This is a genomic window from Brevibacillus ginsengisoli, assembly GCF_050113715.1.
In the GTDB taxonomy this organism is placed as follows: Bacteria; Bacillota; Bacilli; order Brevibacillales; family Brevibacillaceae; genus Brevibacillus_H; species Brevibacillus_H ginsengisoli.
The window spans coordinates 104,371-130,591 of the sequence record NZ_JBNJQR010000005.1 but is presented as its reverse complement, the minus strand read 5'-3'; the positions used below and the strand labels follow the sequence as shown (position 1 = coordinate 130,591).

The window sequence follows — 26,221 nt, the reverse complement described above, 5'->3', positions numbered from 1 at the left end:
CATATTTCATTGTCGGTCTACATGGATCATTTAAATTTTTTCGACTTGTGATGCCTATTCCTACTCCTATATACTTAATAAAATAACGAACGATTGGTTTGTTTTGAGGAGGACAAAATGAAAAAAGGTGAAAAAACGAGGGAGTTTATCATCCAAGAGGCAGCCGTACTGTTTAATCAAAAAGGGTACTTTGGTTCATCGATCTCTGATCTTACCCGAGTCACTGGCATGCAAAAAGGCGGCATCTATAATCATTTTGAAAATAAGGATCAGCTTGCTCTAGAAGCATTTGAATACGCCACAGAAGTGTTGAGGAAAAGTTTTATACAAGCGATGGACGGAAAAACAACCGCTTATGACAAGTTGGCTGCCGTTATTTCTGTTTATGAAAACGCACATGATCATCCACCTTTACAAGGAGGATGTCCCGTACTAAATACAGCGATCGAGAGCGATGACGCCCATCCCGGGTTAAAAGAAAAGGCGCAGCAAGCGATGGAGCGGTTTTTGAACCTTGTACGATCTCTTCTCAAACAAGGAATTAAGAACGGAGAGTTTGTAGCGGATATCGACGTCCAAGAATTGGCGGTTTATATCACTTCTGTTATTGAGGGCGGTGTCATGCTGAGCAGGTTGTATGATGATAACAGCTACATTCGTCTGAACATCAATCGGTTGTTGAAAGAACTAGATAGATGCAAAAGTGTGAACTAAATACCACAAAACAAAACCTCCAAAGCAAGCTTCCCCAATCTCCCCGATGGTAAATAGGAGAATGGTTCATCTTACTTTGGAGGTTGTTTCTTCAACTGCAACACTTACTCTACATTCAACAATTTATATTTTTTCGCCTCCGCCACCGCTTTCGTTCGTCGATTGACATTCAGCTTCGAAAATATATTTTTGACATGGTACTTGACTGTCCCCACCACGATCATCAGCTGATCCGCGATTTCCATATTGGACAATCCTGCCGCCATCAGGTTAAGTACTTCCAGTTCCCGTTCCGTAAGAGGTTCGACCAGCACTTCTACGTCTTCCTTCGTCCTCTCTTGAACAGCGATTGCCGTCTCTCCGAAAGCAGCCAGCAATTTTTTTACATAACTGACCTGAGCCCCAAGCATATGCAGCACCTTCAGCCTGTCTCTTTGAAAAGCGTTAGTCATTAAATTGTTTTCCAGATAGAGCATGCCGTTCAGTTCTCCTTGAACAAGGATCGGCGCACATAGAATAGATCGCAACTCGTTTTGTACCACATAAGGATCGTTTGTATACTCGCCTTCGTTCATGGCATCCTCAAGAATGACGGCTTCCCTCGTCTGCGATACATCACGGAGAATAGCATCAAAAGTCTTGCCGCTACGCTCTGGTGAACCGGATTCGAACGTCACGCCTTCACCTGATTCAATATCCAGGGCAACTTCAACCGACAAGAGTCCGTCTCTCTCCATGACCAAGACTCCCTTTTGCGCGCCGGCATTTTCAATGATCAACGCCATCAGTCGCTCGAGCAGCTTTCCTAAATCCATCTCCTCAGAAACGGTCTGAGATGCTTTCAGGATCGTCGCCAAGTCCAATTGGGCCGTGTGTTCTTCTCTGTTTTGAGCGGCGAGAGTACCTGAACCTGTGTTGCTTCCATCCGTTCCTCCCACCTGTTCAAGAGCGTCAATTCTTTTTTCATCCCTACCCAGTACCGCTTCGCTATCAACCGCTTTTGTCAATTCCAAGTGAGGGAATTCTTCAAGAAGTAGCTTGGCTTTTACAACTGCTCCCCATTTGATGTAGAATTCGTACGCGTTGGCTGCGTAGAAGCGGGCGATGTTGTCAACGCCTTTCTCCCGGTAAAAATATGCGGCCCTTTCATTGGCAACCGCCACGCTTGGCGCGTAATCATTCTCCATCGCAGAGCGAATAGCTTGCTCGTACAGTTGGATGGCCTTCCCATCATCATTGGTTAAGCGGGCCATTTCGGCTTCTATCAACAGCAATTTATGCGAGTAATTATCTAGCGAATACTCCGACCATTTTTTGAATTGAAGATGATTCTGCTCGAGTTGCTTCCACAGCTTTTCCTTGTCGTTAGCCGAAACTTTCGCGTACCCGGAAGCAATCGCCAACGACTCATAGAAGCAGCATTCCTGCAGATGCGGGAGATGTGCGGCGTAGAGTTCATACGGTTTTGCTTCCATCGCATATTCAATCGCTTCCGCAAAATTGCCAATCAAGTAGTTCACTTGTACTTTATAGCTATAGTATTGAAATAAGGTAGTGGCCTTGAATTCCGTATTCTGTATCCTGTCCAGAAAAGCATCCTCCGCAAAAGCGTCGGTATCGAAGGAAGCAGGATCTTTCGTCATTCCTTGCAACGAAGCAATCCAGTACTGAAAAAGAACGAAATTGTCGATGACAAACTCATCTCGGGTTTCCGCCAGAGTCTCCATGTATTTGCCAATCCACCGCTTTAGTTCTATGAGATTTTTTCTTGTATAGAAGGAGTTGATTCTCGCTCCCATAGCAAAGCTGGCAAATACATAATCACCTGACTCCAGTCCAAACTTCAATGCCTGCTCGAGATAGGTCTCCCCGACTCTTGCGTGATGCAACCATCTAGAGATCACCGCCCCAAACATCGTATAGGTCTTGCATTTTACCGATTGGATATTGGTTTTCTCCGCTAGTTGAATCGCGATCTCCCCAAGCTGGTATCCCATCCGGTAATCTTCCAGCCCCATCCCTAAGATCATAGCATAACCCGCAAAAACCGCGGGTGAAACAGGAGTAAGTCCGTACTGAAGCGTGAGCGTGACACATCTGGAAATGAGTACGGTATAAAACTCCTTATTGAAAAAAAACGATGGAGCAACAAGGGTGAACATTAACTCCACAATCATTTTCCCTTCACTGCTTTCCATCGGCGGAAGCTCATGCAAGCGATCGATATGCCTCCCAAGATCCTCCTTAGCAACCAACATTTCCTCCATCAAGACCAACTGGCTTGGATTTGCAGATAGATGAATTCCAAACTCCTTCAACAATTCCAACCCCAACGAAATAGCTTCGCTGTACTTTCCCATATTCACATACTGTGCAGTGATCACTTTGCAAATTGCGGCGCGTTCCATTCGGTTTCGCGAGCGTTCGTTCAACTGTTTGGCAAGCTCCTCAGCAACGTCAAAATGACCGCACAGATACTCGCTTTCCATCCGTTCCAACGAGAGGTCAAAGATTAGCTCAAATCGGCTCTCCCAGTTCTTTTCCGTTACGAGCGATAATCCCGCTCTGAAGAAAGCGGCAGCCGCTTTATAGGCAGAAGAGGACTTGGCTTTACGACCGGCGGCAAGATTACCTTCCATCAATTGAACAAGCTCAGTCTCCTCCGTAATGCAATCTGCTCCCAGATTGAGGTGATTCACCCAGTCAAATAACTCTTCGGTTTGCTCGGCGATCGCACTCGACTTTTGCAAATAAAGTCCCACTTTCCAATGGAAGCGCTTCCTCGATTCCTCATCCAGCAGCAAATAGGCAGCCTGCTGAATTCGGTCGTGAAGAAAGCTATACATAAAAGAACTGACAGGAACGATCAGCCCTTCCCTGACGGCATCACTCAATTCAGAAGCAAGCTGCCGAAGAGGCACTTGTTCCACCTCCGCCAAAAGTTCAAGCTCAAACCGACTGCCCAGGCAAGCAGCCAAAGACAAGGCCATCTGCGTTTCCCCGGGGAGCCTCTTGATTTTTTCAACCATGAAATCGAGCAAATTTCCAACAGGCTGCTCCCATCCCGTTCCGTCGCCGTTCAACCCCCATGTTTCCTGCTTCGGATCATAGGAAAGCTTTTGTTCAAGATAACTGGTCTGAAACAACTGCTTAAAGAAAAACGGGTTCCCATCCGCTTTTTGATACAGCAGTTCGGTTATTTCCCTGGTTTGTGCTTCATCGCATTCAAGGCTCGTTGAAACCAATTGGTTGAAGTCGGATAAAGTCGGGGCTGACAGAGGAAGAAAGTGGACACCTACACCTGATTGTCTGATCTCATGCATGGGAAGAAAAAGCGGATGAGTACTGTCCACTTCATGATCTCGAAACGCTCCGATCAGCAGAATGCTTTCACTCTCTGAATCGGTCAAAAGTGAGTGGATCATCTGTAAAGAGTCGGTATCCGCCCACTGTAAGTCATCAAGAAAAAGGATAAGCGGACACTCTTTTCTCGCAAAAACCTGAACAAAACTGCGAAATCTTAGTTGGAAGCGAAGACGGGATTCGGCCAGGGGCAATATCTCTCCCTCAGGAAGATCACCTACAAGCAGCTTTAATTCCGGGACAAGGGCAGATATTACGCCGGCATCCGCTCCCAAAGCTGTGTGAAGCTTCTCCTTCCAGTAATCGATCCTCTCTTCCTCGGTTAAGACCTGTCGAATTAACTCTCGAAATCCTTCAACCAGTGGCGCATAGGGAACATCCCGGTTATACTGTTCAAATTTCCCCTGGATGAACCGTCCCCATTCCCGTTTCTCTCCGACAAGTCTCCGACGAAATTCATGAACGAGGGTAGTCTTGCCGATACCAGCTGGGCCGGTTATGCCGATCATTTCCGTTGTCCCAAGGCAGGTCCACTGATAGATCTCATTCAACATTCCAATTTCCCGCTCTCTCCCATACAAGCGGTCCGACCATTGAAACATGGCAATATTCTCTCTTTGCCCAAGTGAAAAATCCGATACCGTCCCTGTTTGTCTCCACATGAACAAGCAGAGTTCCAAGTCATTTCTCAATCCATATGCGCTTTGATAACGCTCCCCCTGTTCTTTGCTAATCAGCTTCATGATGATGTCAGAAACAGGGCGCGGAAGCTTTGGTGCCCATTTGATAACCGGTTCAGGTTTTTTGGCAATGTGGACATGTGCCCATTTGATCGAATCATCCGCTTCGAACGGCAGCCTGCCCGTAAGCATTTCATAAAAAATAATGCCAATCGAGTAAAGATCTGCTCGTCCATCAACTTTGCGATTCACCCGTCCGGTCATCTCGGGAGACATGTAGGGCAACATAGCGCTAAGATCAGCTTCTCGCTTTTCCTTTATAGGAGGAGCGGGTTTATCATAGCCTAAGAGATTTACTTTCATGGTTTGCAATTCCACAAAGATGTTATCAGGATTCAACTCCTTATGGATAAACCCGTACTGATGCAAGTGTCCAATCCGGTCGGATAAACGGAGGGCAATCTGCAAAAATTCAGGAAGCGAAATCTGGGTCGTATCCATAAAAGCGCGCAAGGAGATTTCCTCCTCCAGCTGGTTTTCAAGATTAGTCAAGAAAAACCACCCCACTTCCGAAAAAACATGATCAATCTTCCAATAAATAGTACTTTTCCTTGATATTTATCTTACATTCAAACCTATCCTTTTGATAGGGTATTTTTGTGAAGATTTTTGCTATTATAAAATCAAAAGAAAGTGGAGGATGATTCACATGTTCTATCTCCTTGTGATGGCTACCCTGGTTAGTTTTATCGCCTGTATATATCTGATTGCTTCCGGTTCGCTCGTTGCCGGAATCGCTCTAGGTGTGTTGTGTGTCTTGTTAGTCGTGATTATTTTGACCAATTATTCCAGCAGAAAGGTACAGGACTGCCTTGATGTTGGTGGTGCTTGCGGGGATGCTCTGGACTGCATTAAATAACCATGAGAATCCCCTGTCATCGTAATCCCGCACGCTCATTCTTCATCAATGGAAAACAAATGCCGCTGTGTGCTAGATGCACCGCAATCCTGCTTGGCTATTTGATGCTTCCGGTCTTTCTCTTTGTTTATCCATCCGTCCCTTTTTATATCGGGCTCTTGCTGCAAGTTCCGATGCTGATTGATGGCTATACACAGCTGCGCAAATGGAGAGAAAGCACCAATTGGCTTCGCGCACTCACTGGTTTTCTCAGCGGCGCGGGCCAATCCGCTATCGTGGTTAGTGTCTCACTGTTCTTTATCCAGCTGATTCTCAACTGGTAAGCCAAGGTCATTTACAATCGCGACTTTTTCCAGCTAGCTCATAGATAAAAGTACATCCCAATATCAAAATACCCCCCAACAATTGTGTCACAGTCATTTTTTCACCCAAAAATATACTGGACATCGCGATAGCTGATATCGGGTCAATATAGCTGAAAACGGCTATTGTCTGGCCACTTAACTTGGGAATTGCAGAAAAATACAGAAAATAAGCGATACCCGTATGGACGATGCCTACAGTCAAAAGCAATCCAAGCGATGCCCAGTCCAATTCTTCCAGCCCTATTGTTTCGGTTGCAAATACATAAGGCAATAAAACCACAGCGGCTACAGCAAGCTGTACCATGCTGCTCTGTGCCCCCGATAAATTCTTGATAAACTTATTGGTAATAATGACTCCTGTATAAAGAACCGCTGCCGCAAGACCAAATCCAATCCCCAATAATTGGTTGTTCTGTGCCCCACTACTTCCCACTCCTACGATTAAAAACATGCCGGTCATAGCGCCTAACATACAGACTATCTTTTTGGCGTTCAACTGTTCTTTCCAAAGAATTGGAGATAGAAGCATGACTAGTACAGGCGCGAAGTAATAGCATAAGGTAGCTTTTGAGATTGTCGTATATTTATATGCTTGAAACAGAAAAATCCAATTAAAGCCCATAGCAGCACCCGATACGATTAACGGGAGCAGATTATGTCGAATCGCTTTCCAAGATGTCTTTTGACCGACGATGTAACTTGCCAGCAATAGAAATGCGCTGCCGATGACTCCCCTTGCTAAAGCAATCATGCTAGAAGACAAAGGTATATGTCTAACCACTAATCCAATGCTCCCGAAAATAAGCATCCCGACGATTAGACTTATCTTTGCGTTTTTCACCAGATATCACCCCTTCAATTAAATCGAATAGAAATTGATCACCATCGCTTTAAGAGTTGTTTCTCCGCAGCTTTTATACGTATGAGGCACTGCTGATGAGAAGCTGATGGAATCTTCTTTTTTCAATACGTAGTCTTCATTGTTGGTTGATAATACAAGTTCTCCTTCAAGAACAGTAATATACTCTTGGGATTTCTCGGAATGGCCAACAGAAGTGTAGGTAGCTCCAGAATCCATCTCGAGTAAAAATAATTCGAAGTTCCGTTGAGGTGTATTACCATAATAGCAGTAAACACGATACGTCCCATCTTTACTGGATTGCTCTTTCGCTTCGGTCTTTTTGATAACTGTAGTGTTTTGCTCATGCTTATCAATCAAAACCGTATACGGGACATTCAATCCTTTCGCGATTTTCCAAATCGTATTGATCGTCGGGTTAGTATCTCCCTTTTCTATCTGAGAGAGCATCACCTTGCTTACTTCAGATAATTCCGCTAACTGCCCTAAACTTAAATTTCTTTCTAATCTCAACCGCTTCAGATTCTGTGCAATCACTAGATTCAGATTCATAGATAAAACCTCCTGTCCGTACATTCATAATAAAATACATGCCAAACGCTGTAAATTATAACTTTCATTCGTTAAATATATTTTATAATCTACAAGAAAATGATCGCTTTTTCGAACCTCGGTTATGTCACTAAACCTCCAAACGGCTTCCCTGTTTAATTGGAGTACAAAAAACATCCCGTCCCACTTTCTTTTTGGGACGGGATGTTTTTTTGACTACACCCTAAACTGACCAACTAAATTTTGAAGGTTCTCGGCCATTGTAGACAATGAAGAGGCAGAGGATGATACCTCTTCCACAGCCGCCAGCTGTTCCTCCACAATAGCCGAAACATTTTGTGACTCTGCAACAACTGTCTTAGATTCCTCTGAAAGCTTCTCAACGGAGTCTACAACTTGTTCCGTATTTACGGCGATTTGTTGGCAAGCCGCTGTTATTCCTTGCATTTGACTAGAAACCTCATGAATATTGTCCCTGATCTCTTCAAATAGCCTTCCTACGTCGTGTACGACACGAATACCTTCATCGACTTCCTTGACTCCCATATCCATTGATTCCACAACATGATGAGTATGATCGGTAATGGTACCAACCAATTTCGTGATTTCTGCGGCTGATTGGGACGATTGTTCCGCCAATTTACGAACCTCCTCCGCAACCACCGAAAATCCGCGCCCTTGTTCACCCGCTCTCGCCGCTTCAATCGCTGCATTTAATGCAAGTAGATTGGTTTGATTGGCGATCTCTGCGATCACGTCCACGATTTGCTCAATCTGTTTGGATTGTTCGTTCATTCTCGTAACAGCACCAGCTAATTGGTTCATCGTATGGTGAATCGAATCCATCTGTTTGATCGTTAATTGAATGGCTTTATTCCCCTCCAATGCTTTCTCGGAGGTTTGGGCCGAAAGAGATGTTGTTGTTTGGGTGCTCGAGGCGATTTGCTGAACTCCTGATGACATTTCATTGATCGCTTGTACACCTTCCGTCACGCTGTGAGCTTGTCTTTCCGCCCGAGACGCAACTTCTTGAATGGTAGTTGAAATCATTTCAGATGCTTGGCTTGATTGTTCTGCGCTTGCTGATAGCTCTTGTGAGGAAGAAGCCATATGCTGAGAACTATAATTAATTTGTTGAACCATTGTTTGAAGATTCTCCTTCATTCGATTGAAGGACTTCGCGAGGATCCCTATTTCATCTTTGTTTTTTACCTCAATTTCTTCCACTTTTAAATTGCCTAATGCAATTTCTTCCGACGCCTTCGCGATCGCCACAATCGGCTTGGATATCATTTTGGAACCGAAATACCCAATGAGAATTGCCAAAATAACCGCACTTATACTTATCGTGGCAATACCTACTGTAGCCTCATCCGTTAACTTCGTAATTTGATTCCTTCCTTCTTCCATCAGCTGCTGTTGACCTTTTGCTATATCATCTGCCAGCGGGTCAAGTTGCCGTCCCAAGGGAAGCACAACTCTATTGTAGGTATCTAATATCTCTTGAGAAGATTGATTACGATGAGCCATTTGAAGCAACTTTTCATATTGTTGTTTAAACTCTTGATTCAGCTCTTTTAGCTGTTTAAGCTGTTCTTGATCCTCACTCCGTTGGACAAGTGGGTAGGTTTCATCAACAAGACGGTTTACATTATCGTTCGAGGTTCCTAATTGATCCAGGAATGATTGATCCTTGGTGAGCAGATATCCACGCAACCGACCAGATTGTTTGGCTGCTTCCACTTGAATATTTTGTGCATTGGATAAAATAACGGCTCGCCTTTTAATAAGATCTGAATCCACACCATCTACCCTTTTTAGGTAATAATACGAGATACTGCTCGTTATTCCTAATAAGATGGCGATGAGTAAAAACATAGCCATTAGTTTTTTCCCTATGGTTAACCTCATGATTGCTCCTCCCACCTCAAATAAGTAACCCAAATCTTCCAATAACCTGAGTTTATTTTACAAATATTGTTAATATTAACAACTTTCATATGTAAATTATAGGAGTTCAATGTGGAAAATAGTAGAATTTTATCCAGATTAATATGTAAACTTTGTGTACAGATTAAAGCCCCCCTCAACCAAGAAGGGGGGGAATCCATTACAATTTGAAAGTGCCAATCACCGTTTGAAGGTCCTCAGCCATCTTGGACAAGGAATTTGCGGAAGTGGAGATCTCCTCCATGGACGCGAATTGTTCTTGAGCCGCCGCTGATACGTTCTGAGTCCCGGATGCGGCTTGTAGCGCTACTTCGGTAACCGAATCAATTGCCTGGTGAACTTGAGTTGTACTTGCAAGCATTTGCTCGGATGCCGCTGAAACCTCCTGAATCTGTCTGGCAACTTCAATGACGGAGCCTTGTATTTGTTCAAAAGATTCACCCGCTGTGTTCACGACGCCGATTCCTTCCATAACTTCTCGCGTCGCCATACCCATTGACTCCACAGCCTTGCTGGTCTCATCTTGGATATGAGCGATCAATTGGGAGATCTGTTGAGCTGAACCTACTGATTGTTCCGCAAGCTTACGCACCTCGTCAGCCACTACCGCAAAGCCTCGTCCATGCTCTCCTGCCCTCGCAGCTTCTATGGCCGCATTCAACGCAAGCAGATTGGTCTGGGCCGAAATGCTTGTAATCACTTCCGTTATCTGTCCAATTTCCAAAGATCGCTCGCCCAATCCCTTGATGACTTTTGCAAGCTCGTTCACGGTAAGGTTAATAGAATTCATCTGTTGGACTGCTGTTTGAATGGCGTCATTGCCTAATTCCGCTTTCTCGGAGGTCTGGTTTGCCGCTTGGGAGACACCCTGTGCAGTAGCGGCAATTTGTTTCACGCCTGTGGCCAGATTCCCCATGGCTTGGGAACTCGCTTCGATGCTTTGCACCTGTATATCGGCACCAGCCGCCACTTCCTGTATAGTAGTCGCAATCTGGGCACTTGCTTTACTGGTTTGTTCAGCGCTAGCCGTTAGTTCTTCAGCTGACGCCGATACCTGTTCCGTACTTTTGCTGACATGATGAATCACATTCCGAAGATTCGACACCATTTGGTTGAAAGAAGCACTTAATAATCCGATTTCATCTTGTGTTCTTACTTTTAATTCATCAACTGTCAAATCTCCCTGAGCAATTCTCTGTGAAGTATTGGCGAGATCTACAATCGGCTTGATCATTTTGGATACGACCAGGTAGAAAATAACCCCGGAAACGATTAAGAAAATGATCAACAAAACGAGGAAACTTTTCGTTTCATTCCACGCTTTTTCATTGACTTTAGACACTTCATAATCTACAGCATACAAGGCGAGAACCTTGCCATCGTTGTCCATAATTGGATAGAAGCTGGTGATCCAGGTTCCAACATCATCGGAATAGATCGCTGTCGTCTGACTGCTCTTTGTTTCATATGCTTTTTTGGCCGGCTCATTAAAAACGGGGCCACCCGTCGTATATTCTGATCCATATGTAAGATTTCCGTCCATTGCTGATGTACTCAAGGTAGGAAAATAGAAATGTCCATCTTTAAGTGTCACGAGATAGAGATTGCCAATATTCGAGTCAGATGTTCGAATGATATCATCCATTTGTTGATGCATCTCGATAACATCTGGATTTGATGCTTCTGGTTTATTTACCACTGATTTGACTTTGTCAATTTCGAGGTTTTCCGCAAGAAGAATGGAATAGGCGTGTAATTCTTTGTTCATTGAGTCAATATTGCTTGTTTTGATTTTGGAGTAAGCGTCAAACATGGCTGATAATCCAAATAACATGAGAACCAGGAAACTAATCAACAGCATCTTTACACGAATCGATAACCTCACTTGATTCATTAAGAATCCTCCTATCATACCTTCCATTCAAGCAATTACTCTCGCACCTGAATATTCATCGCATTTATATTGCGAATAGAATAAATTGTAATAAAATTTTCGACATGATTCAACAATCCTTCATGTTTTAGTATGTTATTTCTCTAACATTCTAAAGAATAGCTTAAAATTCACAAGATTTGAAGATTTTCTTTAAACAAAGAAAAGAGGAGAAGCCAAAAGCAGCTCCCCCTCTTTTTTCTACATATGGTTTTGAAATCTGTTGACTGTTTAGACAAACGTGAACATTCGATCAGGATGGTTGGTGCAGATTTGGATATCCGGATGCCATTGCTTGATCTTGCGCATCACGTGAGGATCGTCCACGGTCCAGGCTATGACTGTAAATCCGGCGTCGATGGCGGCACAGGCCAGCTCCCCCGTCAAGAACTGATAAGAAATGGAGAGAATTTCGGCCCCCGCTTCACGTAGTTGCTCCAGCATCAACACGGGACGTCCGTAGACAATCAGACCAGTTTTTATCGTCTTATCCATCCGCCGCACCTGACGGATCACCTCATGGTCAAAAGAAGTGATGTACGCGTCCCGCTTCATGTCGTGCTTTTCTAGAAGCTGTACGACGCTTTCGGCCAAATGAGGGTACATGTCTCCTGCAGTCTTTAGTTCAATGTTAAGCTTGCCCCTGCCTTTTACGGCCTGCAAAACTTCCTCCAGAGAAGGAATCCGCTCCTTGGCAAACCGTTCATTCATCCAACTGCCGGCATCTAACGACTGCAATTCGGCAAAGGTATGATCCTTCAATAAACCCGAGCCATTGGTGGTGCGTTCCAATGTGAAATCGTGGAATAGCACGGGGACTCCATCTTTGGACAGCTGCACATCTACTTCGATCGCCTGAATGGCAGGTTCAGCCAGAGCCAGACGGATGGCAGTCATTGTATTTTCCGGCGCCTTGCCGGACCAGCCGCGATGGGCAATGTAGATGTTCATCCTGATTTGCTCCTTTGTTGTGATGTGCTGGTGATTATTTCTTCAAGAGCTTGTCGCCCTTGTCCGTAGCCGCCTTGATTGCATCGTCTACACTGGCTCTGCCGAGCATGGCTCGTTGTAGCTCCTTCTGGATAACATCTTGCAGCTCTTTGTACCCTGGCGCCATCGGGCGGGCATAGCCATACTGCAATTGGTCGACTGCTACCTTAAAGTTAGGCTCTTTTGCATAAAAGGCTTTCATTTCTGAGGATTCGACCGCTTCCGTGGTTACAGGCATATATCCTGACGCGATCGACCAGTCAACCGTTTGCGGAGTATCGGTCATCCATTTGATGAATTCCCAAGCTGCTTTTTTCTCCTCCTCAGGCGATTTGGCGAGGATCACCAGGTTGGCTCCGCCTGTCGGTACTCCGTAGTTCTTATTTGCTGGAAGGAACGCGGTTCCCAAATCAAACTTTGCGTTTTTCTTCAATTCGGTCAGCGATCCAGTCGTAGTGAAGATCATCCCTACTTTTTGGTTCAGGAAGTCAGCTTCGGCAACGTCCCAGGAATCATAGTTCTCGCCTGGCGGATTTTTCATTAAACCGTCTTTCACCATTTGCGTCCAATAGTTTATAGGCGCTTTCCCAGCCTCGTTATCAATGGAGAGGCTCTTGCCGTCCTCGCTTAGAATACTGCCGCCGTTTTCGAACACCATCGCTTCATAGAACCAGATGTCGATCGGCGTGGAGAAGCCGTAACGAACGATTTTATTGCCTTCCTTCTTGGTCAGCTTCTCCGAATAGCTTTTCAGCTCATCCCATGATTTCGGACCCGCAGGATCAAGTCCTGCCTGTTTCAGCACATCGCGGTTGACATACATGAGCGGAGTGGAGCGATTGAACGGGATGGCGTACAGCTTATCTTTCCAGTAGGAGTTTTTCATCAGGCCGGGAATGTATTTCTTTTCTTCACCGTTAGCGTATGGCCCCAGGTCTTCCAGCACCTTGGCGTCGGCAAAGGCTGCGATTGAGGCGAGTTCCACCATGGTCACGTCTGGTTGGTTGCCCGCCGCGACAGCCGCAAGCACCTTGGAGTGATTCGTGGAATAGGAGCCTTGGTGTGCCGCTTTTACCACGATGCCTTTATGCGTCTCGTTGAACTTTTTCACCATCTCTTCAATCTTCTTGCCTCTCACGCCACCTACTGCATACCAGAAGTCGACCTTCACAGGCTGGCCGTTAGCGACTGTGGAAGCTGGTTGGGCTGAGCCGTTCGGATTGGTCGACTGTCCCTTGCCGGAAGATGAGCAGCCGCTCAAGATGGCTGTCAAGCTCAAGGACAGTACACACGCGAGTACTCCGGTTTTTTTCAAAGCTTTCATGATTAATTCCCTCCTAAATGGTTTCTTTTATTTGGATTGATAGGTAAACGCCTTAATGATATGGCGCTGGGCCACAAAGAAAATAATCAGGATCGGCAGGATGAGAATCACGTTGCCAGCCATCATGACGTTCCATAACGTTCCGCCATCCGACATGTGAAGGCCGGAAATCCCTACGGGCAGTGTACGAGCTTCATCGCTGTTGGTCATGATTAATGGCCAGAAATAATCGTTCCAGTGGTAGATGAAGCTGAACAAGCTGAACGTGACAAGAACTGGCTTGGCCATCGGCACCATAATCGTCCACATGATTTTCCACTCGGAGGCATTGTCGAGCCGGGCTGCTTCAATCACTTCATCAGGGACCTGCATGAACGCCTGTCGCAACAGGAAGATGCCAAATGCGCTGGCGGCATAGGGCAAGATCAAAGCCCACAGCGTGTTAATCAGATGCCATCCGCTAAGCTGCACATAAATTGGAAGAAAGATCACTTGTCCAGGCATCATCAGAACGATGAGGACCAGGGTAAATAGCAGGTTGCGTCCCGGAAACTTCAGCCGGGCAAACGCATAGGCCGCTGGCACCCCTGTCAACAGCTGAAGAATCAAAATTCCGATGGAGACCACAATGCTGTTCAAGGTAAAGGTTAAAAACGGACCAGACTGCCACGCTTGGACAAAATTCCCCCACTCCCACGTGGACGGAATCAAGCTTGGCGGGAACTGGCGCACTTCCGACATCGTTTTGAACGCGGTAGATGTCATCCATAGGAACGGAAAGACAAACATGAGGGCAACTATCAATAGCGAGAGCCAGTTCACCGTTTTCACGGAAAGAACGACCATCCGTTTCATTGCGTCTTCTCCTTTTCTCATCCATTAACGGTAGTGAACACGTTTGGAGATGAATAAAAAATGCAAAGCAGTTAATAGTCCTACCATCACCAACAACAGAACGGATGCGGCCGAAGCAAGCCCGCCGTTGTAAAAGTCCATGCCTTGTTGGTAGATGTAATAGACTAGCACGTTGGTACTGTTGATCGGCCCACCCTGTGTCATGATGGATACCGTATCAAACACCTGAAAGGAAGAGATGGTGTTAATGATCAACAAAAAGAATATCGTGGGCGACAGCATGGGTATCGTGATACGGCACACCGTCTTCCATGCTGGCGAGCGATCAAGCTCTGCCGCTTCGTAGATGTCACGCGGGATATTCTGCAACCCGGCGATGAAGATCAGCGTGTTGTAGCCCACTCCTTTCCAAACGCTGACGAGAATCAGCGAGAACAGAGCGCTGTTCGGATCAGATAGCCATGTGTAAGGGGGCAATCCTACCGCTTCTAGCATCGCATTCAAGAGACCAAACTGCGGGTCCATCAGCCACATCCACAGCATCGAGACAGAGACCAGCGAGATAATATGCGGGCTGAACACCATCGCCTGAATCACGCTGTAAATTTTGGCTTGCCTGTTCAGCCATAGGGCTAGAAAAAAGGAAAGGAGCAATCCCAGAATGACTGTCGCCACGGTGAATACCATCGTGTTCATAAACACTTCTTTGAAATCGGCGTCCGCAATCAAATCCGTGTAATTCTTGAGTCCGACCCACTCCATCTGATCCAGATTGACCAGTGACCAGTCCTCGAAGCTGAGATAGATAACGGACAAGACGGGATAGAAGAAAAAGACGGCAAAGAGGAGGAGCGCTGGCCCCATATACAGATACGGGCGGATCATACCCGCCAGGTCACGTTTGGCCACCGGCTCGGCTTGCGCTTTGCCAGTGTTCGCCACCTCCTGCGAGACCGCAAGCTTGCTCATCAGACCACCCCTCCTGCCAACGAATGGTTACGAGCCAGTCCTTCCAGCCGCCCAACACGATTTCCGCTGAGTTTATCAAATACATAGATGTGTGGTAGCGGAATCGTAACCTTCACATTCGCTCCATTTTCCACCAGCTTCTCGGTATCTGCCTTTACGACGATCCGTCCTTTGTCCGTTTCGATGTAATAAAGGGTTTCAAAACCGAGGATCTCCCGTGAGACAACCGCCCCGGACAGTGACCACTCCTCCTCGGAATGCACCGGGGAAACGGCAGCCGGTGTAATCGTTGCCTTTTCCGGACGGAAGCCCCACAGATGATTTGGCTGTTCGGCAGGGAGAACATTCATGGCCGGAGAGCCGATAAATTGAGCGACAAACAGATTCGCCGGCTCTTGATACAGCTCTATGGGCGCTGCCACCTGCATGATCTCACCCTCGTTCATGACGACGATCTGATCGCCCATGGTCATCGCTTCTACCTGATCATGCGTCACGTAGATAAAGGTCGTCCCCAATTGCTTATGTAAGCTGGTCAGCTCTACTCGCATCTGGTTGCGAAGCTTGGCGTCCAGATTGGAGAGCGGTTCGTCCATCAAAAACACCTGTGGCTTCTTCACCATGGCGCGGGCCAGGGCGACCCGTTGCCGTTGTCCGCCGGAGAGCTGCGATGGCTTACGCTTCAGATACGGGGTCAGCCCAACAATCTCGGCGAACTCCTCGACCAGTGCCAAGCAATCCTTTTTGGAGTAGCCACGATTGCGCAGACCATAAGCGATGTTGTCATAGACACTCATCGTCGGGTAAAGGGCGTAATTTTGAAACACCATCGCCACATCCCGTTTGCCCGGAGCCAGATGGTTGACCGACTGGCTGCCGATCCATATCTCGCCCTCGTTCACGTTTTCCAGACCAGCGATCATTCGCAGCGTAGTCGACTTCCCACAGCCAGACGGTCCCACAAGCACGGTAAAAGAGCCGTCGGGAATGAGCAAATCCAGTTCTTTTACCACCTGTTGGTTGTTGTAGGTCTTGCTAACTTGCTTTAACACGACTTGAGCCATCTACTCCCACTACCTCCCCGTTAACTTGACAGTCACAATCTCTTGCACAAAATCTTGAAAATTAGCAAATCGGCAGTCAGGTTCAGCATCCGCCCAAACCTGTGTACCGTACCACTCCAGAATGGCGCACCTTACCCCTGCTGCCCGCGCCGCCAACAAGTCGTACTGGGTATCACCAATCAACAACGCATCCTCGGCAGACAGCTGAAGAGTCTCTAACGCCTTATGTAAAGGCTCCGGCGAAGGCTTGCCGCTCGACACATCATCTACGCAGACAACACAGTCGAAATAGTCGAGAATACCAGCAGATTGCAGTCCCGATAGAGCAAATTCCCTCTGCTTATTGGTGACAATCCCCAGCTTCATTCCCGTATCTCGCAGTGTTGACAACCCCTCCTGGACAAAAGGAAACAGCTGGGATTGCTGATAATTCTGCTCCCGCACGTTTGCATAGTACGTTTGCAAAACCTCTTCATGATTGAACCCGACAGCGGCTTCAGCGAGAAAATCATCGAACGACTCGCCAAAGCGACTGATCAGCTCCGTTTGCGTAAAACGTCCGGGCGCATAGTGCTCCGCCGTTCGAAAAACAGCGTCGATGACCGCATCACGGGTATCTAGCAGGGTTCCGTCCAAATCAAATAACAGACATCTGTACATCAACCAAACTCTCCTTCCACAACTGGTGGCTGCCCACCGACACAGCTATTGCTCCATGTTGCAGTGCTTTCACCATCTGTTCCCGCTTGGTGATCAAGCCTCCTGCGATGATGGGCACCTGAAGTTCTCGGCAGTATTCTTCGATGTATTCCGGGATTAGCGCTGGCATGATTTCAACAGCGTCCGGCTGCGTCTCTTGCACGGACTCAAGCCCGGACTTCACCGCGTCGCTGTCCACTAGAAACAAGCGCTGAATGGTTAACAGCTCGTATTTTTTCGCCAGCTTGATCAGCGTATTGCGTGTGGTCACAATCCCGTCAGGCTTCACATGCTGGGCGAGAAAAGCCAGACCTTCCCGGTCGTAACTGATGCCTCCAATCCGCTCCAGATGCAAGAACACGGGGCGGGAGTGCCCTCTAAAAAAATCAACATAGTTCTTGATGACCCGGATGTTCCCGATCGAAAGAACCACCGCCCCCACTTGTGCCTCCGCAGCCTTTTCTAAATATTTTGGCTCTTTGACGGACGCGATCAGCCTGTGCTCTGTTAGCCCCTTTAAAAAATCTGCCTTATTCAAAGATCAAAACTCCCTTCTAAAAACAAAAAACTCGACCTAAAATCTCCAGGCAATCTCAATACAAGACCTCGAAATTTCGTCGGGTTTCTCCATGACTCCAACCAAACTAGCATTCACTTGTCAATTGAAATGATAACGTGCAAGCATTAAGCAAGTGTTAATCCTATGTAAAAATTGGAATTGTTTTGGTAAAGAAAGGATGACATCTGATCAACTCACCTTAAAAAGGCCCGCCCAGTCATCTACATGACGCAGGGCGAGCCTCTTTATTGTATTAGCTGTGTGTTATTGAATAATCTCCACGTGAAAGCCTTTTTTCTTCAGTTGATCCAGCGTCATGTCTTTGACGACAAAATGTGCTGCCCCAACGACGACAAATGAAGTGGATGAACCTTCTTTTTCCAACAGCTTCGCAAGCTTATCCGCCATATTTTTGTCCCGTTCTCCAAGCAATCGCTTGGCTGTTTCGCTTTGGACAAATTGCTGATTGGCGCTGAACGATTGAGAGAAGGTGCTCACATCGCCTTTGGCCCACAGCTGCTGCCACTGTTTGAATGCGTCAGCTCCTTCATTCTTGACAGTACTCGGGTTCAACACGGAGTCTAGCGCTTGGTTTAATTCTTTTTCTTGTTCTGTGGCAGGAACGCTGTTGAGCAGATCCCCTTGAAACTTAACACCTTCCAGCTCCTGAACCGGTTTCTCATTGAGCATAGCCTTCTGGATAAAGTACAGATCAACGCCCATGTTTGCCGCTTGTGTCAGATCTTCCGACTCTTCCATCAGTGAACTCATGGACAGATTGTTGGATACGACCCAAGGCTTATAGGGATCAAACGCACCCTTCGGAATTCCAAGCTTGTCAGTAACCTTCTGCAATTTCTCGTAGGTTTCTTGGGAGATGTGATTTTTCAGCGTCGTTCCATCGTTGTAAGTCGTTAATTTCGTAAAATACTCAAGTTCGGTTTTATCTTTGGAAAGTAGATTTGCCTCCACCCAAAGACTATCTGATGCGTTAAATGCGTCTTTGATGTTCTTTTTCATCGGATACATCAACGAATTCCCCAAGTGGATTGATCCTAGCAGATAGAGCGTGTTACCACCGTTCGTAACCTTCCAGAAAAACCCTTTCGCTCCTGCTCCAGCTGTATCATAGGTATAGTCGACGAGTCTGCTTGCCAGTACGACAGCTTGTTCGACCGTGCAAGGCTGGTCGAGATCAAGTCCGCTTGCAGTGCCGTTCACGATCTTTTTCTTTTGCAAGAAGTTGATGGGATCATATTTATCGATTTCGAAGGCTTCCGGCAGCTTATACTGAGCCAGCACACCGTACAGCGACTTTAGCACCGCTTCTCTCGTAAGCTCCGTAGTATCCGCAGGCAAGGAGAATGTCCCTGTTTTGCTTAGTCCGATCGCATCCAGCTTTGTCGACGTGGCTTCCAGCAGTGACTTAAGCTTGTCTACGGTAATCTGTTTCTGGAAGTCATCGCCCTTATACCAGCTCATCGGGTAGATTCCGTATTTTTCGCCTTCATGAAGAGTTTGAATTGACCACTGGCTAATTTGAGGCGCTTTTATCGGAGCTTCATTCGCTTGAACCGGTAAGATACTTCCTAGTAAAGTCATGATACCAAGCAACCCTGAGGCTAAGCCGCGTTTCAGCCTTCCCCATTTACTGAACATCATATTTTCTCCTCCAAAAGTAGGGTTATATTTTGTAAAACATTGCTAATTATATCGTATATTACGTATATTTAACAAGTTTTAGAAATATTGAACCCCTTCGTAATCAGAGCTTTGATTCTTCTGATCTATCACTAAAAAACACTAGAATTCATATTAATTTTCCAAGAAAATGAAGTTAAGTTTTCTATTATTCCGATACGGAGCGGATGCTATGTTAAACATTTTTCTCTCATTGATCCTAAACATCATCCTGGGAGTTGTTGGAGTTGTTGGTTTTGTTGCTTTAATTGTAGTATCCCTTAAATATTTTGTATTAGGACCGCCAACCCCCTTATGGTGTTCCCGCAAGTACAGAACTCAAACTATTCCTCTATTTTCTCGTGTATCTGCTTATTTTTATCCTCTGTAACTTTCCGCTATCCAAGAAATTCCTCTACGGAAAATTGATCTATTATATTTTTAGCGGTCTCGTCGTCTATTGTACGTTTCTTGTACTTCGCGATAGATAATACCCTCTATTTCCCCTTCTAAAAGAGATCCATTAAGCCGTTGTTATTTTGGCGTAGAGGATAAAAAACAGGGTCAGTTCCCCTATGATCACGATGCTTGAAGCGACCATGTTCCAATCCATAATAAAAAAGGCGGCTAACATGCCTAAAAATAAACTCAAATGATACATTTTCAAACGATTCTGTTCATGCCTGTATCGGTGAAAGACAAAAGCAGTCGCAAGGAAATAAAGCAACACAGAGCCAAAAACAAAATAGAGGATGAATGAATAATCGACGTCACTCAAGCATAATAGGTTGATCGATGCGGCAATCATACTTAACGACATGAGAATAAACAGGTGGCCGTAAATGATCGTCTGTCCTGCTGTTTGGATCGACTTGTTTACCTTTTTTTCTATCGTATCGAAATACTGCCACCACATCGAAATAATCAGGACGAATGATATAATGGCGTAAGTGATTAAACTCCAATCCCCTTCTTGTGGGTGTAAAACAGTTAGGGTGCTGACAACAGATTCTCCGAACAGGATTAAGGTCAATGAAGCAAATCGTTCGAGTAAATGAGCTGTATTTGTCGGAGCCTTCACCAAATACTTACGACCGAAAATTGGCACAATGATGTCAACGATAATGCCTGCATATAACACAGCGTATCGGATCCACGAATCAAAAAAGAGTGAAAAAGATGAAAGAATGACACCAATCCAAAAATAAGTTCCCAGGTATCGAGCTGCTTTTCTTCTATATCCTTCTTGTGAATGTTGTACAACAAGATATTGGATCGCGGTCAGTACTCTTAGACCGATATAGCCAATAAAAAAAGGGTGATAATAACGATCAAAATCAACCGATAAGCTGGCCGTCATAATCAGGACAAAAAACATTTGCAGAATCGCAAATATTCGTTGATGCAATAAGTCTTGGCCGAACCGATTATGAAACAATGTTTGCCCAACCCAAGCCCACCAAATTGGGATGAAAATTAAGACAAACTTCTCTAGATATTCCAGAGGAACAATTCCCTTCTCCACATGAAGCAAAATACGAGTCGTAGTCGCAACAGCCGCCACAATGAGCAAATCATAAAAAAGCTCCAACCACGTAACTTTCTTTTCCTCCATTTCTGGCCCCTCTCCTATCACCAAAAGATCAGTTGTTGAAAAAAGCAATGTAAATGGGGTTCCATCATAACACATAAAAGCCAGTTTTCACCACGCTGGAGGTGTAAACCGGCCTTTACTCCAAATTAAAATCCTAACAACACTTGACATTAGTAAGTAACTAACGGTATTATACTTACATAAAGTAAGTTAATAACACAAACTAAAGTAAACTACGATGATAAGGAGAAGGTTAACATGATAAACATTTATCCAGCTGAATCACGTTTTACAGCCAATCACGGGTGGTTAAAATCCTCACACAGCTTTTCATTCGCCGAATATTATGATCCGAACAACATGAGCTTTGGCCCGCTTCGGGTACTGAATGATGATTTTGTGGCTCCAGGACAAGGGTTTGGTGCTCATCCTCACCGGGATATGGAGATCGTCTCGATTGTTTTAAAAGGTGAACTGAAGCATCAAGATAATACGGGCGGTTCGGAAATCGTTCGACCTGGAGAAATCCAACGAATGACCGCGGGAACTGGGGTCATTCACTCCGAATATAATCCTTCCTCGACTGAAGAGGTCAACTTTTTACAAATCTGGTTTCTGCCAGAAAAGAGCGGGTTAACGCCATCTTATGAGCAAACAGCCTATGACCAAAAAGCCTTAAAAAATCAATTGCTTCCTGTCGTTTCGAATCGTACTCAGACTGAAAATATAGCGTACATCAGCCAAGATTTGACGCTGTATCTGTCGGAATTAGATGAGAAGAACTCTCTTGCCTTTCACCAGGAGAAGGATCGCAAAATCTTTTTGTTTGTGATTGAAGGTGAACTTACTTTAAATGGGCAAACCAAGTTAAAAAAGCGTGATTCCGCGAGAATTACGGACGTGACTGATTTGAAGATAGAGGCCAATTCCAACTCGAAATTCATGTTGATTGATTTGCCCTAAATTTATTACGCGCGGGTTTCCCTGACGAACTAGCCAGAGTTCTCTTTAGAGAAAGGATGATAACGCTATGTCTATCCGTATTTATTCCATTGATCAACAGGTAGCTGGACAATTTGACGAGGGTAAACTCGTAGAGCAAAAGCCTATCGGATTTCCGGGTGAGGGATCCGCAGTCGATCGAGTAGGAACGCTATTTTATTGGGCGTGGTTTCAGGCAAAAGACGATGCTTATCTTCCCCCGCACCCTCATCGTGGATTCGAAATCATTTCATATCTCTTAAAAGGTGAAGTACACCATCAGGATTCTCTTGGAAATGAGCGCTCCCTTAAGGCCGGGGGTTTACAGGTTATGCAAACAGGCAGCGGGGTTCAACACTCCGAAAAATATGAAAAAGGTACTTCCGGATTCCAGATTTGGTTTGAACCCTTTATGGGAGAGGCTCACTACGCCACACCAACCTATGCGGATTACGCGGCTGATGTCATTCCGGTTGCCGAAAAAGATGGCGTAACGGTTAAAAGCATACTGGGCGGCCATTCTCCCGTTCAACTGGTGGCCGACTCCCTAATGTGGGATGTTCATATCTCTGCCGGACAAAAGTATGAACTTACGATTCCTAACGGATATTCAGTCGCTGGGCTTGTGGTTGAAGGGCAATCGAATTGGCGTTTTGACAATGAAACAAGAAGTGTAGTCGCGCAAGAGTTTGTGGTATGTGATGCAAATGTGCCTAGCTCTTTAGAAATCGAAGCAAGCGCCAATGGAGATACACGTTTGATCCTGATTCAAGTTCCAAGCGCTCTCCCTTATCCTTCTTATAAAGAAGTGAAGATCAGAGCTAAAGTTTCGAAAACTCACCAAGCCGATGAATGACATGGCACGTACAGGCAATCCCCTTGTAAAAAAGATCAACCACCATGTTCTCGTTAGGGGCATGATTCGCTTCATCAGCATTGGCGTATGGAACCATCACGGACGGAACCCCAAGAATTTGGGTCCAGACATAATCAGGCAGGCTGCCCCCTACACCCGGCACAAGAAGCGGTTCCTGCGAATACGCATCTAATACCGCCTGCACCACCACTTTTACGATCTCAAGATCAGCTGGGGTTCTGGATGGTTTCATATCGCCCTGGTGTATGACCTCAATATCGGGAGCATGCTTTTTCACATGGGCGCAAAACTTTTCAAAAATGTCGTCTGGTTCCTGATCCACAACAAGCCGGATATCCATCTTTACACTTGCTTTTGCGGGAATAATCGTCTTAGAGCCCTCTCCTCCATAACCGCTATGAAAGCCGCAAATATTAAAGGTTGGCTCCATCGCCAGCAAACGATAAAAGGTTTCCGCATCCGCTTCCAAATCAGGGTATCCGACCTGCCGGATCATCTCCTCCCGGTCAAAAGGCAGCTTGCGGAACAATTCGATCTCGAACGCAGAAGGCTCACGTATCTGATCATAAAACCCCTCGATCAGTACCCTACCTTGCTCATCACGCATCGTTCGAAGCAGGTCGATTAGTTTCCATGCCGGATTCGGGGCAATGTTGCCCATATTCCCCGAGTGGTTATCCCACTTGGCTCCATGCGCAACCAGCTCGACACCCAGAATTCCCCTGACCCCGAGCTCCACAGAAGGGGTTCCGCTGCTATGCATTGGCCCGTCGGACGTGTAAACGAGATCACACGCGAGTAGTTCCTTGTTGTCGGTAACGAACGAGGAGAGATTCATGCTGCCGCTCTCTTCCTCGCCCTCAAACACCATCTTTACATTGACAGGCAATTCACCATAGCTGTCGAGATAAGTTTTGATCGCCAGCACTTGCGCCATCAGCTGTCCTTTATTGTCGCCTACACCGCGGCAATAGATCCTGCCGTCCCGAATGGTGGGTTCAAATGGAGGAGACAGCCATTCCTCGATTGGATCAGGCGGTTGCACATCATAATGTCCATAAATCAGTACGGTAAAATCGTTCTCCTCCCGCATGATTTCACCATAAACAACGGGATAGCCGGCTGTTTCAATCAGTCGCACATGGATGCCGCACTCCTCCATCATATCCTTCAACAGTTCTGCGCACTCTCGAATCCCGATGTTCATGGTACTGATGCTTTTTTGTTTCAACAAGGTAAACAATTGTTGCAGATACTGCTCTTTTCTCTGTTCGATCAGGTGCTCCACCTTCGTTAAACTCACATCTATCTCCTCTTCCATTGTTTGATCCCTTTCCTCTTTTAGCTATAGAGATGGCATGCGATACCATGGTCGTTTCCAACCTGTTGCATTAGTGGTCGCACTTGTTTACAGATATCCATCACTTGGGGACATCTGGTGGAGAAGGCACACCCCTGCGGCGGATTCGCTGGCGAAGGCACATCTCCTTGCAAAATCATTCGTTCCTTCCTCATTCGCGGATCAGCTACCGGTATGGCACAGAGAAGGGTTTGGGTATATGGATGCAATGGATTGGCATACAGCGCTTCCGTCGAACCCATTTCAGCCATTCTCCCCAGATACATGACACCCACTCGATTGCAGATATGGCGGACAACACCCAGATCATGGGAAATGAACAGGTAGGTTAACTGAAACTTTTCTTGCAAATCCTGCATGAGATTCAAAATCTGCGACTGAATCGAAACATCCAAAGCGGAAACCGGTTCATCCGCAACCACCAACTTCGGATTGAGGACAAGCGCGCGGGCTATGCCAATTCGTTGCCGTTGACCCCCAGAAAACTCGTGGGCATATCTGTTGATGTATGAGTGGTTTAAGCCGCATGCATCCATAATCTGCAGAATCCGCTCATCCCGTTCCTTGGCATCGCCAATTTTGTGCGCTTTAAGCGGTTCGGCCAGAATGTCTTTTACCGTGAGCCTTGGATTTAAGGATGAATAGGGATCTTGAAAAACCATTTGAAAATTCTTGCGTTGATTTCTCATTTCTGTGGCAGATAAAGAAGACATCGGTATTCCTGCAAAATTCACTTCGCCTGACGTCGGTTTGACCAATTGCATAATCGCCCTGCCTGTCGTGGATTTGCCGCATCCCGATTCCCCTACCAATCCAAGCGTTTCCCCCGGCTTGATGTCAAACGTGATATCATCAACGGCTTTCACGATCGTCTTTGATTTTTGGAACATCCCACTCTTACCAGGAAAATACACTTTCATCTCTTTGACTTCCAACAATGTTTCGACCAAGCTGCTCCCCCCCATTTACGCAAATAGCCAACAACGACAACCATGTTTCTCTTCAATCTGGATGAGCTTAGGGTCATCTTCCCAACAGCGATCGAACGCATGTTCACATCTGCCCGCAAATCTACATCCCCGATTAATCGTTCCTGCTGGTGGCACTTGCCCCTTGATTGAATACAAGCGGCTTTTCTTTTCCTCGGCGGAAGGTATCGATTGAAGCAGACCATTTGTGTAGGGATGCTTGGGATTATGGAATAAAGTGTCTACATCAGCCTCTTCCACGATCTCACCCGAATACATCACAATGACCCGATCACACATCTCCGCAACCACACCTAGATCATGCGTGATCAACAGGATGGCGGTCTTTTCCTTTTTCTGAAGGTTCCTCATCAGATCCAAGATTTGCAATTGAATCGTTACATCAAGTGCGGTTGTGGGCTCATCGGCAATCAGCAAATTAGGCTGGCAAGCCATTCCGATTGCAATCATCACCCTTTGCCTCATTCCCCCTGATAGTTCAAAAGGGTAGCTTTGATAGATTTGTTCCGCTCTTGAGATCCCGACTCTCTTAAGCATCTCGATTGAGCTTTTTTTCGCTTCACGCTTGGAGGCATTCGTATGAAGCTGGATAATTTCATCAATTTGTCGACCGATAGTGAATACCGGGTTTAAGGAGGTCATGGGCTCTTGAAAAATCATCGAGATTTCATTCCCGCGCACTTCCCTCATCTGGTCATCTGTCAGTTGAGTCAAATCTTTCCCGTTGTACAAGATTTGCCCTGAGGCAATTCGACCGGGAGGGCTCGGTATCAGCCGCATAATCGATAGCGAGGTAATACTTTTTCCACATCCCGACTCCCCTACAATTCCTAACGTTTCTCCCTCATATATGACAAAGGAAACGCCATTTACCACCGTAACGTCTTCCTGATCCTTTTGAAAATTCACCTTTAGCTGGTTGACTTCTAAAATGGGCTGTCTCAT

Annotated in this window: 22 protein-coding genes; 5 read left to right on the top strand and 17 right to left on the bottom strand. The window is 46.0% G+C overall.

Annotated features, from left to right (window positions below):
• The first annotated feature begins 117 nt into the window (after positions 1–117).
• Positions 118–714 carry a TetR/AcrR family transcriptional regulator gene (locus ACQCN2_RS12050; protein ID WP_426929162.1) on the top strand — a complete coding sequence of 199 codons (597 nt, stop codon included), beginning with the start codon at positions 118–120 and terminating at the stop codon, positions 712–714.
• Between the two features lie 104 nt (positions 715–818).
• Here the strand turns inward: ACQCN2_RS12050 and ACQCN2_RS12045 are convergent, their stop codons facing one another.
• Positions 819–5,309 (bottom strand): helix-turn-helix transcriptional regulator, encoded by a 4,491-nt coding sequence (locus tag ACQCN2_RS12045; protein WP_426929161.1) that lies wholly within the window; start codon positions 5,307–5,309, stop codon positions 819–821.
• A gap of 157 nt (positions 5,310–5,466) precedes the next feature.
• On the opposite strand from ACQCN2_RS12045, the gene ACQCN2_RS12040 reads away from it, so the two are divergent.
• Both ACQCN2_RS12040 and ACQCN2_RS12035 read left to right on the top strand, forming a co-directional pair.
• On the top strand, positions 5,467–5,676 hold the full coding sequence (locus ACQCN2_RS12040; RefSeq protein WP_426929160.1) for a hypothetical protein: 210 nt from the start codon (positions 5,467–5,469) through the stop codon (positions 5,674–5,676).
• 2 nt (positions 5,677–5,678) lie between these two features.
• Positions 5,679–5,999, top strand: a complete 321-nt coding sequence (locus ACQCN2_RS12035) for a DUF2085 domain-containing protein (protein WP_426929159.1) — start codon at positions 5,679–5,681, stop codon at positions 5,997–5,999.
• A gap of 7 nt (positions 6,000–6,006) precedes the next feature.
• On the opposite strand, the gene ACQCN2_RS12030 is transcribed toward ACQCN2_RS12035, so the two are convergent.
• The 13 genes from ACQCN2_RS12030 to ACQCN2_RS11970 all read right to left on the bottom strand — a co-directional run bounded on the left by ACQCN2_RS12030 (position 6,007) and on the right by ACQCN2_RS11970 (position 21,090).
• Positions 6,007–6,882, bottom strand: coding sequence for a DMT family transporter (locus ACQCN2_RS12030; RefSeq protein ID WP_426929158.1), 876 nt, complete (start codon positions 6,880–6,882; stop codon positions 6,007–6,009).
• 18 nt (positions 6,883–6,900) lie between these two features.
• Positions 6,901–7,452 (bottom strand): helix-turn-helix domain-containing protein, encoded by a 552-nt coding sequence (locus ACQCN2_RS12025; protein ID WP_426929157.1) that lies wholly within the window; start codon positions 7,450–7,452, stop codon positions 6,901–6,903.
• Positions 7,453–7,668: 216 nt separating this feature from the next.
• Positions 7,669–9,363 carry a methyl-accepting chemotaxis protein gene (locus tag ACQCN2_RS12020; protein ID WP_426929156.1) on the bottom strand — a complete coding sequence of 565 codons (1,695 nt, stop codon included), beginning with the start codon at positions 9,361–9,363 and terminating at the stop codon, positions 7,669–7,671.
• Between the two features lie 199 nt (positions 9,364–9,562).
• Positions 9,563–11,296 (bottom strand): methyl-accepting chemotaxis protein, encoded by a 1,734-nt coding sequence (locus ACQCN2_RS12015; RefSeq protein ID WP_426929155.1) that lies wholly within the window; start codon positions 11,294–11,296, stop codon positions 9,563–9,565.
• Positions 11,297–11,566: 270 nt separating this feature from the next.
• On the bottom strand, positions 11,567–12,286 hold the full coding sequence (locus ACQCN2_RS12010) for a glycerophosphodiester phosphodiesterase (protein WP_426929154.1): 720 nt from the start codon (positions 12,284–12,286) through the stop codon (positions 11,567–11,569).
• Between the two features lie 34 nt (positions 12,287–12,320).
• Complete coding sequence (locus tag ACQCN2_RS12005) at positions 12,321–13,649, bottom strand: ABC transporter substrate-binding protein (protein WP_426929153.1); 1,329 nt, start codon at positions 13,647–13,649, stop codon at positions 12,321–12,323.
• Between the two features lie 27 nt (positions 13,650–13,676).
• Positions 13,677–14,504 carry a carbohydrate ABC transporter permease gene (locus ACQCN2_RS12000; RefSeq protein ID WP_426929152.1) on the bottom strand — a complete coding sequence of 276 codons (828 nt, stop codon included), beginning with the start codon at positions 14,502–14,504 and terminating at the stop codon, positions 13,677–13,679.
• 24 nt (positions 14,505–14,528) lie between these two features.
• On the bottom strand, positions 14,529–15,473 hold the full coding sequence (locus tag ACQCN2_RS11995; protein WP_426929151.1) for a carbohydrate ABC transporter permease: 945 nt from the start codon (positions 15,471–15,473) through the stop codon (positions 14,529–14,531).
• On the bottom strand, positions 15,473–16,537 hold the full coding sequence (locus tag ACQCN2_RS11990; protein WP_426929150.1) for an ABC transporter ATP-binding protein: 1,065 nt from the start codon (positions 16,535–16,537) through the stop codon (positions 15,473–15,475). The genes ACQCN2_RS11995 and ACQCN2_RS11990 overlap by 1 nt, the downstream gene beginning before the upstream one ends.
• A 9-nt stretch (positions 16,538–16,546) precedes the next feature.
• Positions 16,547–17,197 (bottom strand): HAD family hydrolase, encoded by a 651-nt coding sequence (locus ACQCN2_RS11985; RefSeq protein WP_426929149.1) that lies wholly within the window; start codon positions 17,195–17,197, stop codon positions 16,547–16,549.
• Positions 17,175–17,774 (bottom strand): glycerol-3-phosphate responsive antiterminator, encoded by a 600-nt coding sequence (locus ACQCN2_RS11980; protein ID WP_426929148.1) that lies wholly within the window; start codon positions 17,772–17,774, stop codon positions 17,175–17,177. The genes ACQCN2_RS11985 and ACQCN2_RS11980 overlap by 23 nt, the downstream gene beginning before the upstream one ends.
• 285 nt (positions 17,775–18,059) lie before the next feature.
• Positions 18,060–19,457 carry a TraB/GumN family protein gene (locus tag ACQCN2_RS11975; protein ID WP_426929147.1) on the bottom strand — a complete coding sequence of 466 codons (1,398 nt, stop codon included), beginning with the start codon at positions 19,455–19,457 and terminating at the stop codon, positions 18,060–18,062.
• 541 nt (positions 19,458–19,998) lie between these two features.
• The gene (locus ACQCN2_RS11970; protein ID WP_426929146.1) at positions 19,999–21,090 is read right to left on the bottom strand and encodes a low temperature requirement protein A; all 1,092 of its coding nucleotides are present in this window, start codon (positions 21,088–21,090) and stop codon (positions 19,999–20,001) included.
• A gap of 237 nt (positions 21,091–21,327) precedes the next feature.
• On the opposite strand from ACQCN2_RS11970, the gene ACQCN2_RS11965 reads away from it, so the two are divergent.
• On the top strand, positions 21,328–22,032 hold the full coding sequence (locus tag ACQCN2_RS11965) for a pirin family protein (protein WP_426929145.1): 705 nt from the start codon (positions 21,328–21,330) through the stop codon (positions 22,030–22,032).
• A 67-nt stretch (positions 22,033–22,099) separates the two neighbouring features.
• Positions 22,100–22,906 (top strand): pirin family protein, encoded by an 807-nt coding sequence (locus ACQCN2_RS11960; RefSeq protein ID WP_426929144.1) that lies wholly within the window; start codon positions 22,100–22,102, stop codon positions 22,904–22,906.
• Here ACQCN2_RS11960 and ACQCN2_RS11955 read toward each other — a convergent pair.
• From ACQCN2_RS11955 to ACQCN2_RS11945, 3 genes are read right to left on the bottom strand one after another with little or no spacing between them, the layout of a single operon-like run.
• A complete protein-coding gene (locus tag ACQCN2_RS11955) occupies positions 22,872–24,230 on the bottom strand; it encodes a M20/M25/M40 family metallo-hydrolase (protein WP_426929143.1) in 1,359 nt (452 codons plus the stop codon). The genes ACQCN2_RS11960 and ACQCN2_RS11955 overlap by 35 nt on opposite strands.
• 38 nt (positions 24,231–24,268) lie before the next feature.
• Positions 24,269–25,237, bottom strand: a complete 969-nt coding sequence (locus tag ACQCN2_RS11950; protein WP_426929142.1) for an ABC transporter ATP-binding protein — start codon at positions 25,235–25,237, stop codon at positions 24,269–24,271.
• A gap of 15 nt (positions 25,238–25,252) precedes the next feature.
• A complete protein-coding gene (locus ACQCN2_RS11945) occupies positions 25,253–26,221 on the bottom strand; it encodes an ABC transporter ATP-binding protein (protein WP_426929141.1) in 969 nt (322 codons plus the stop codon).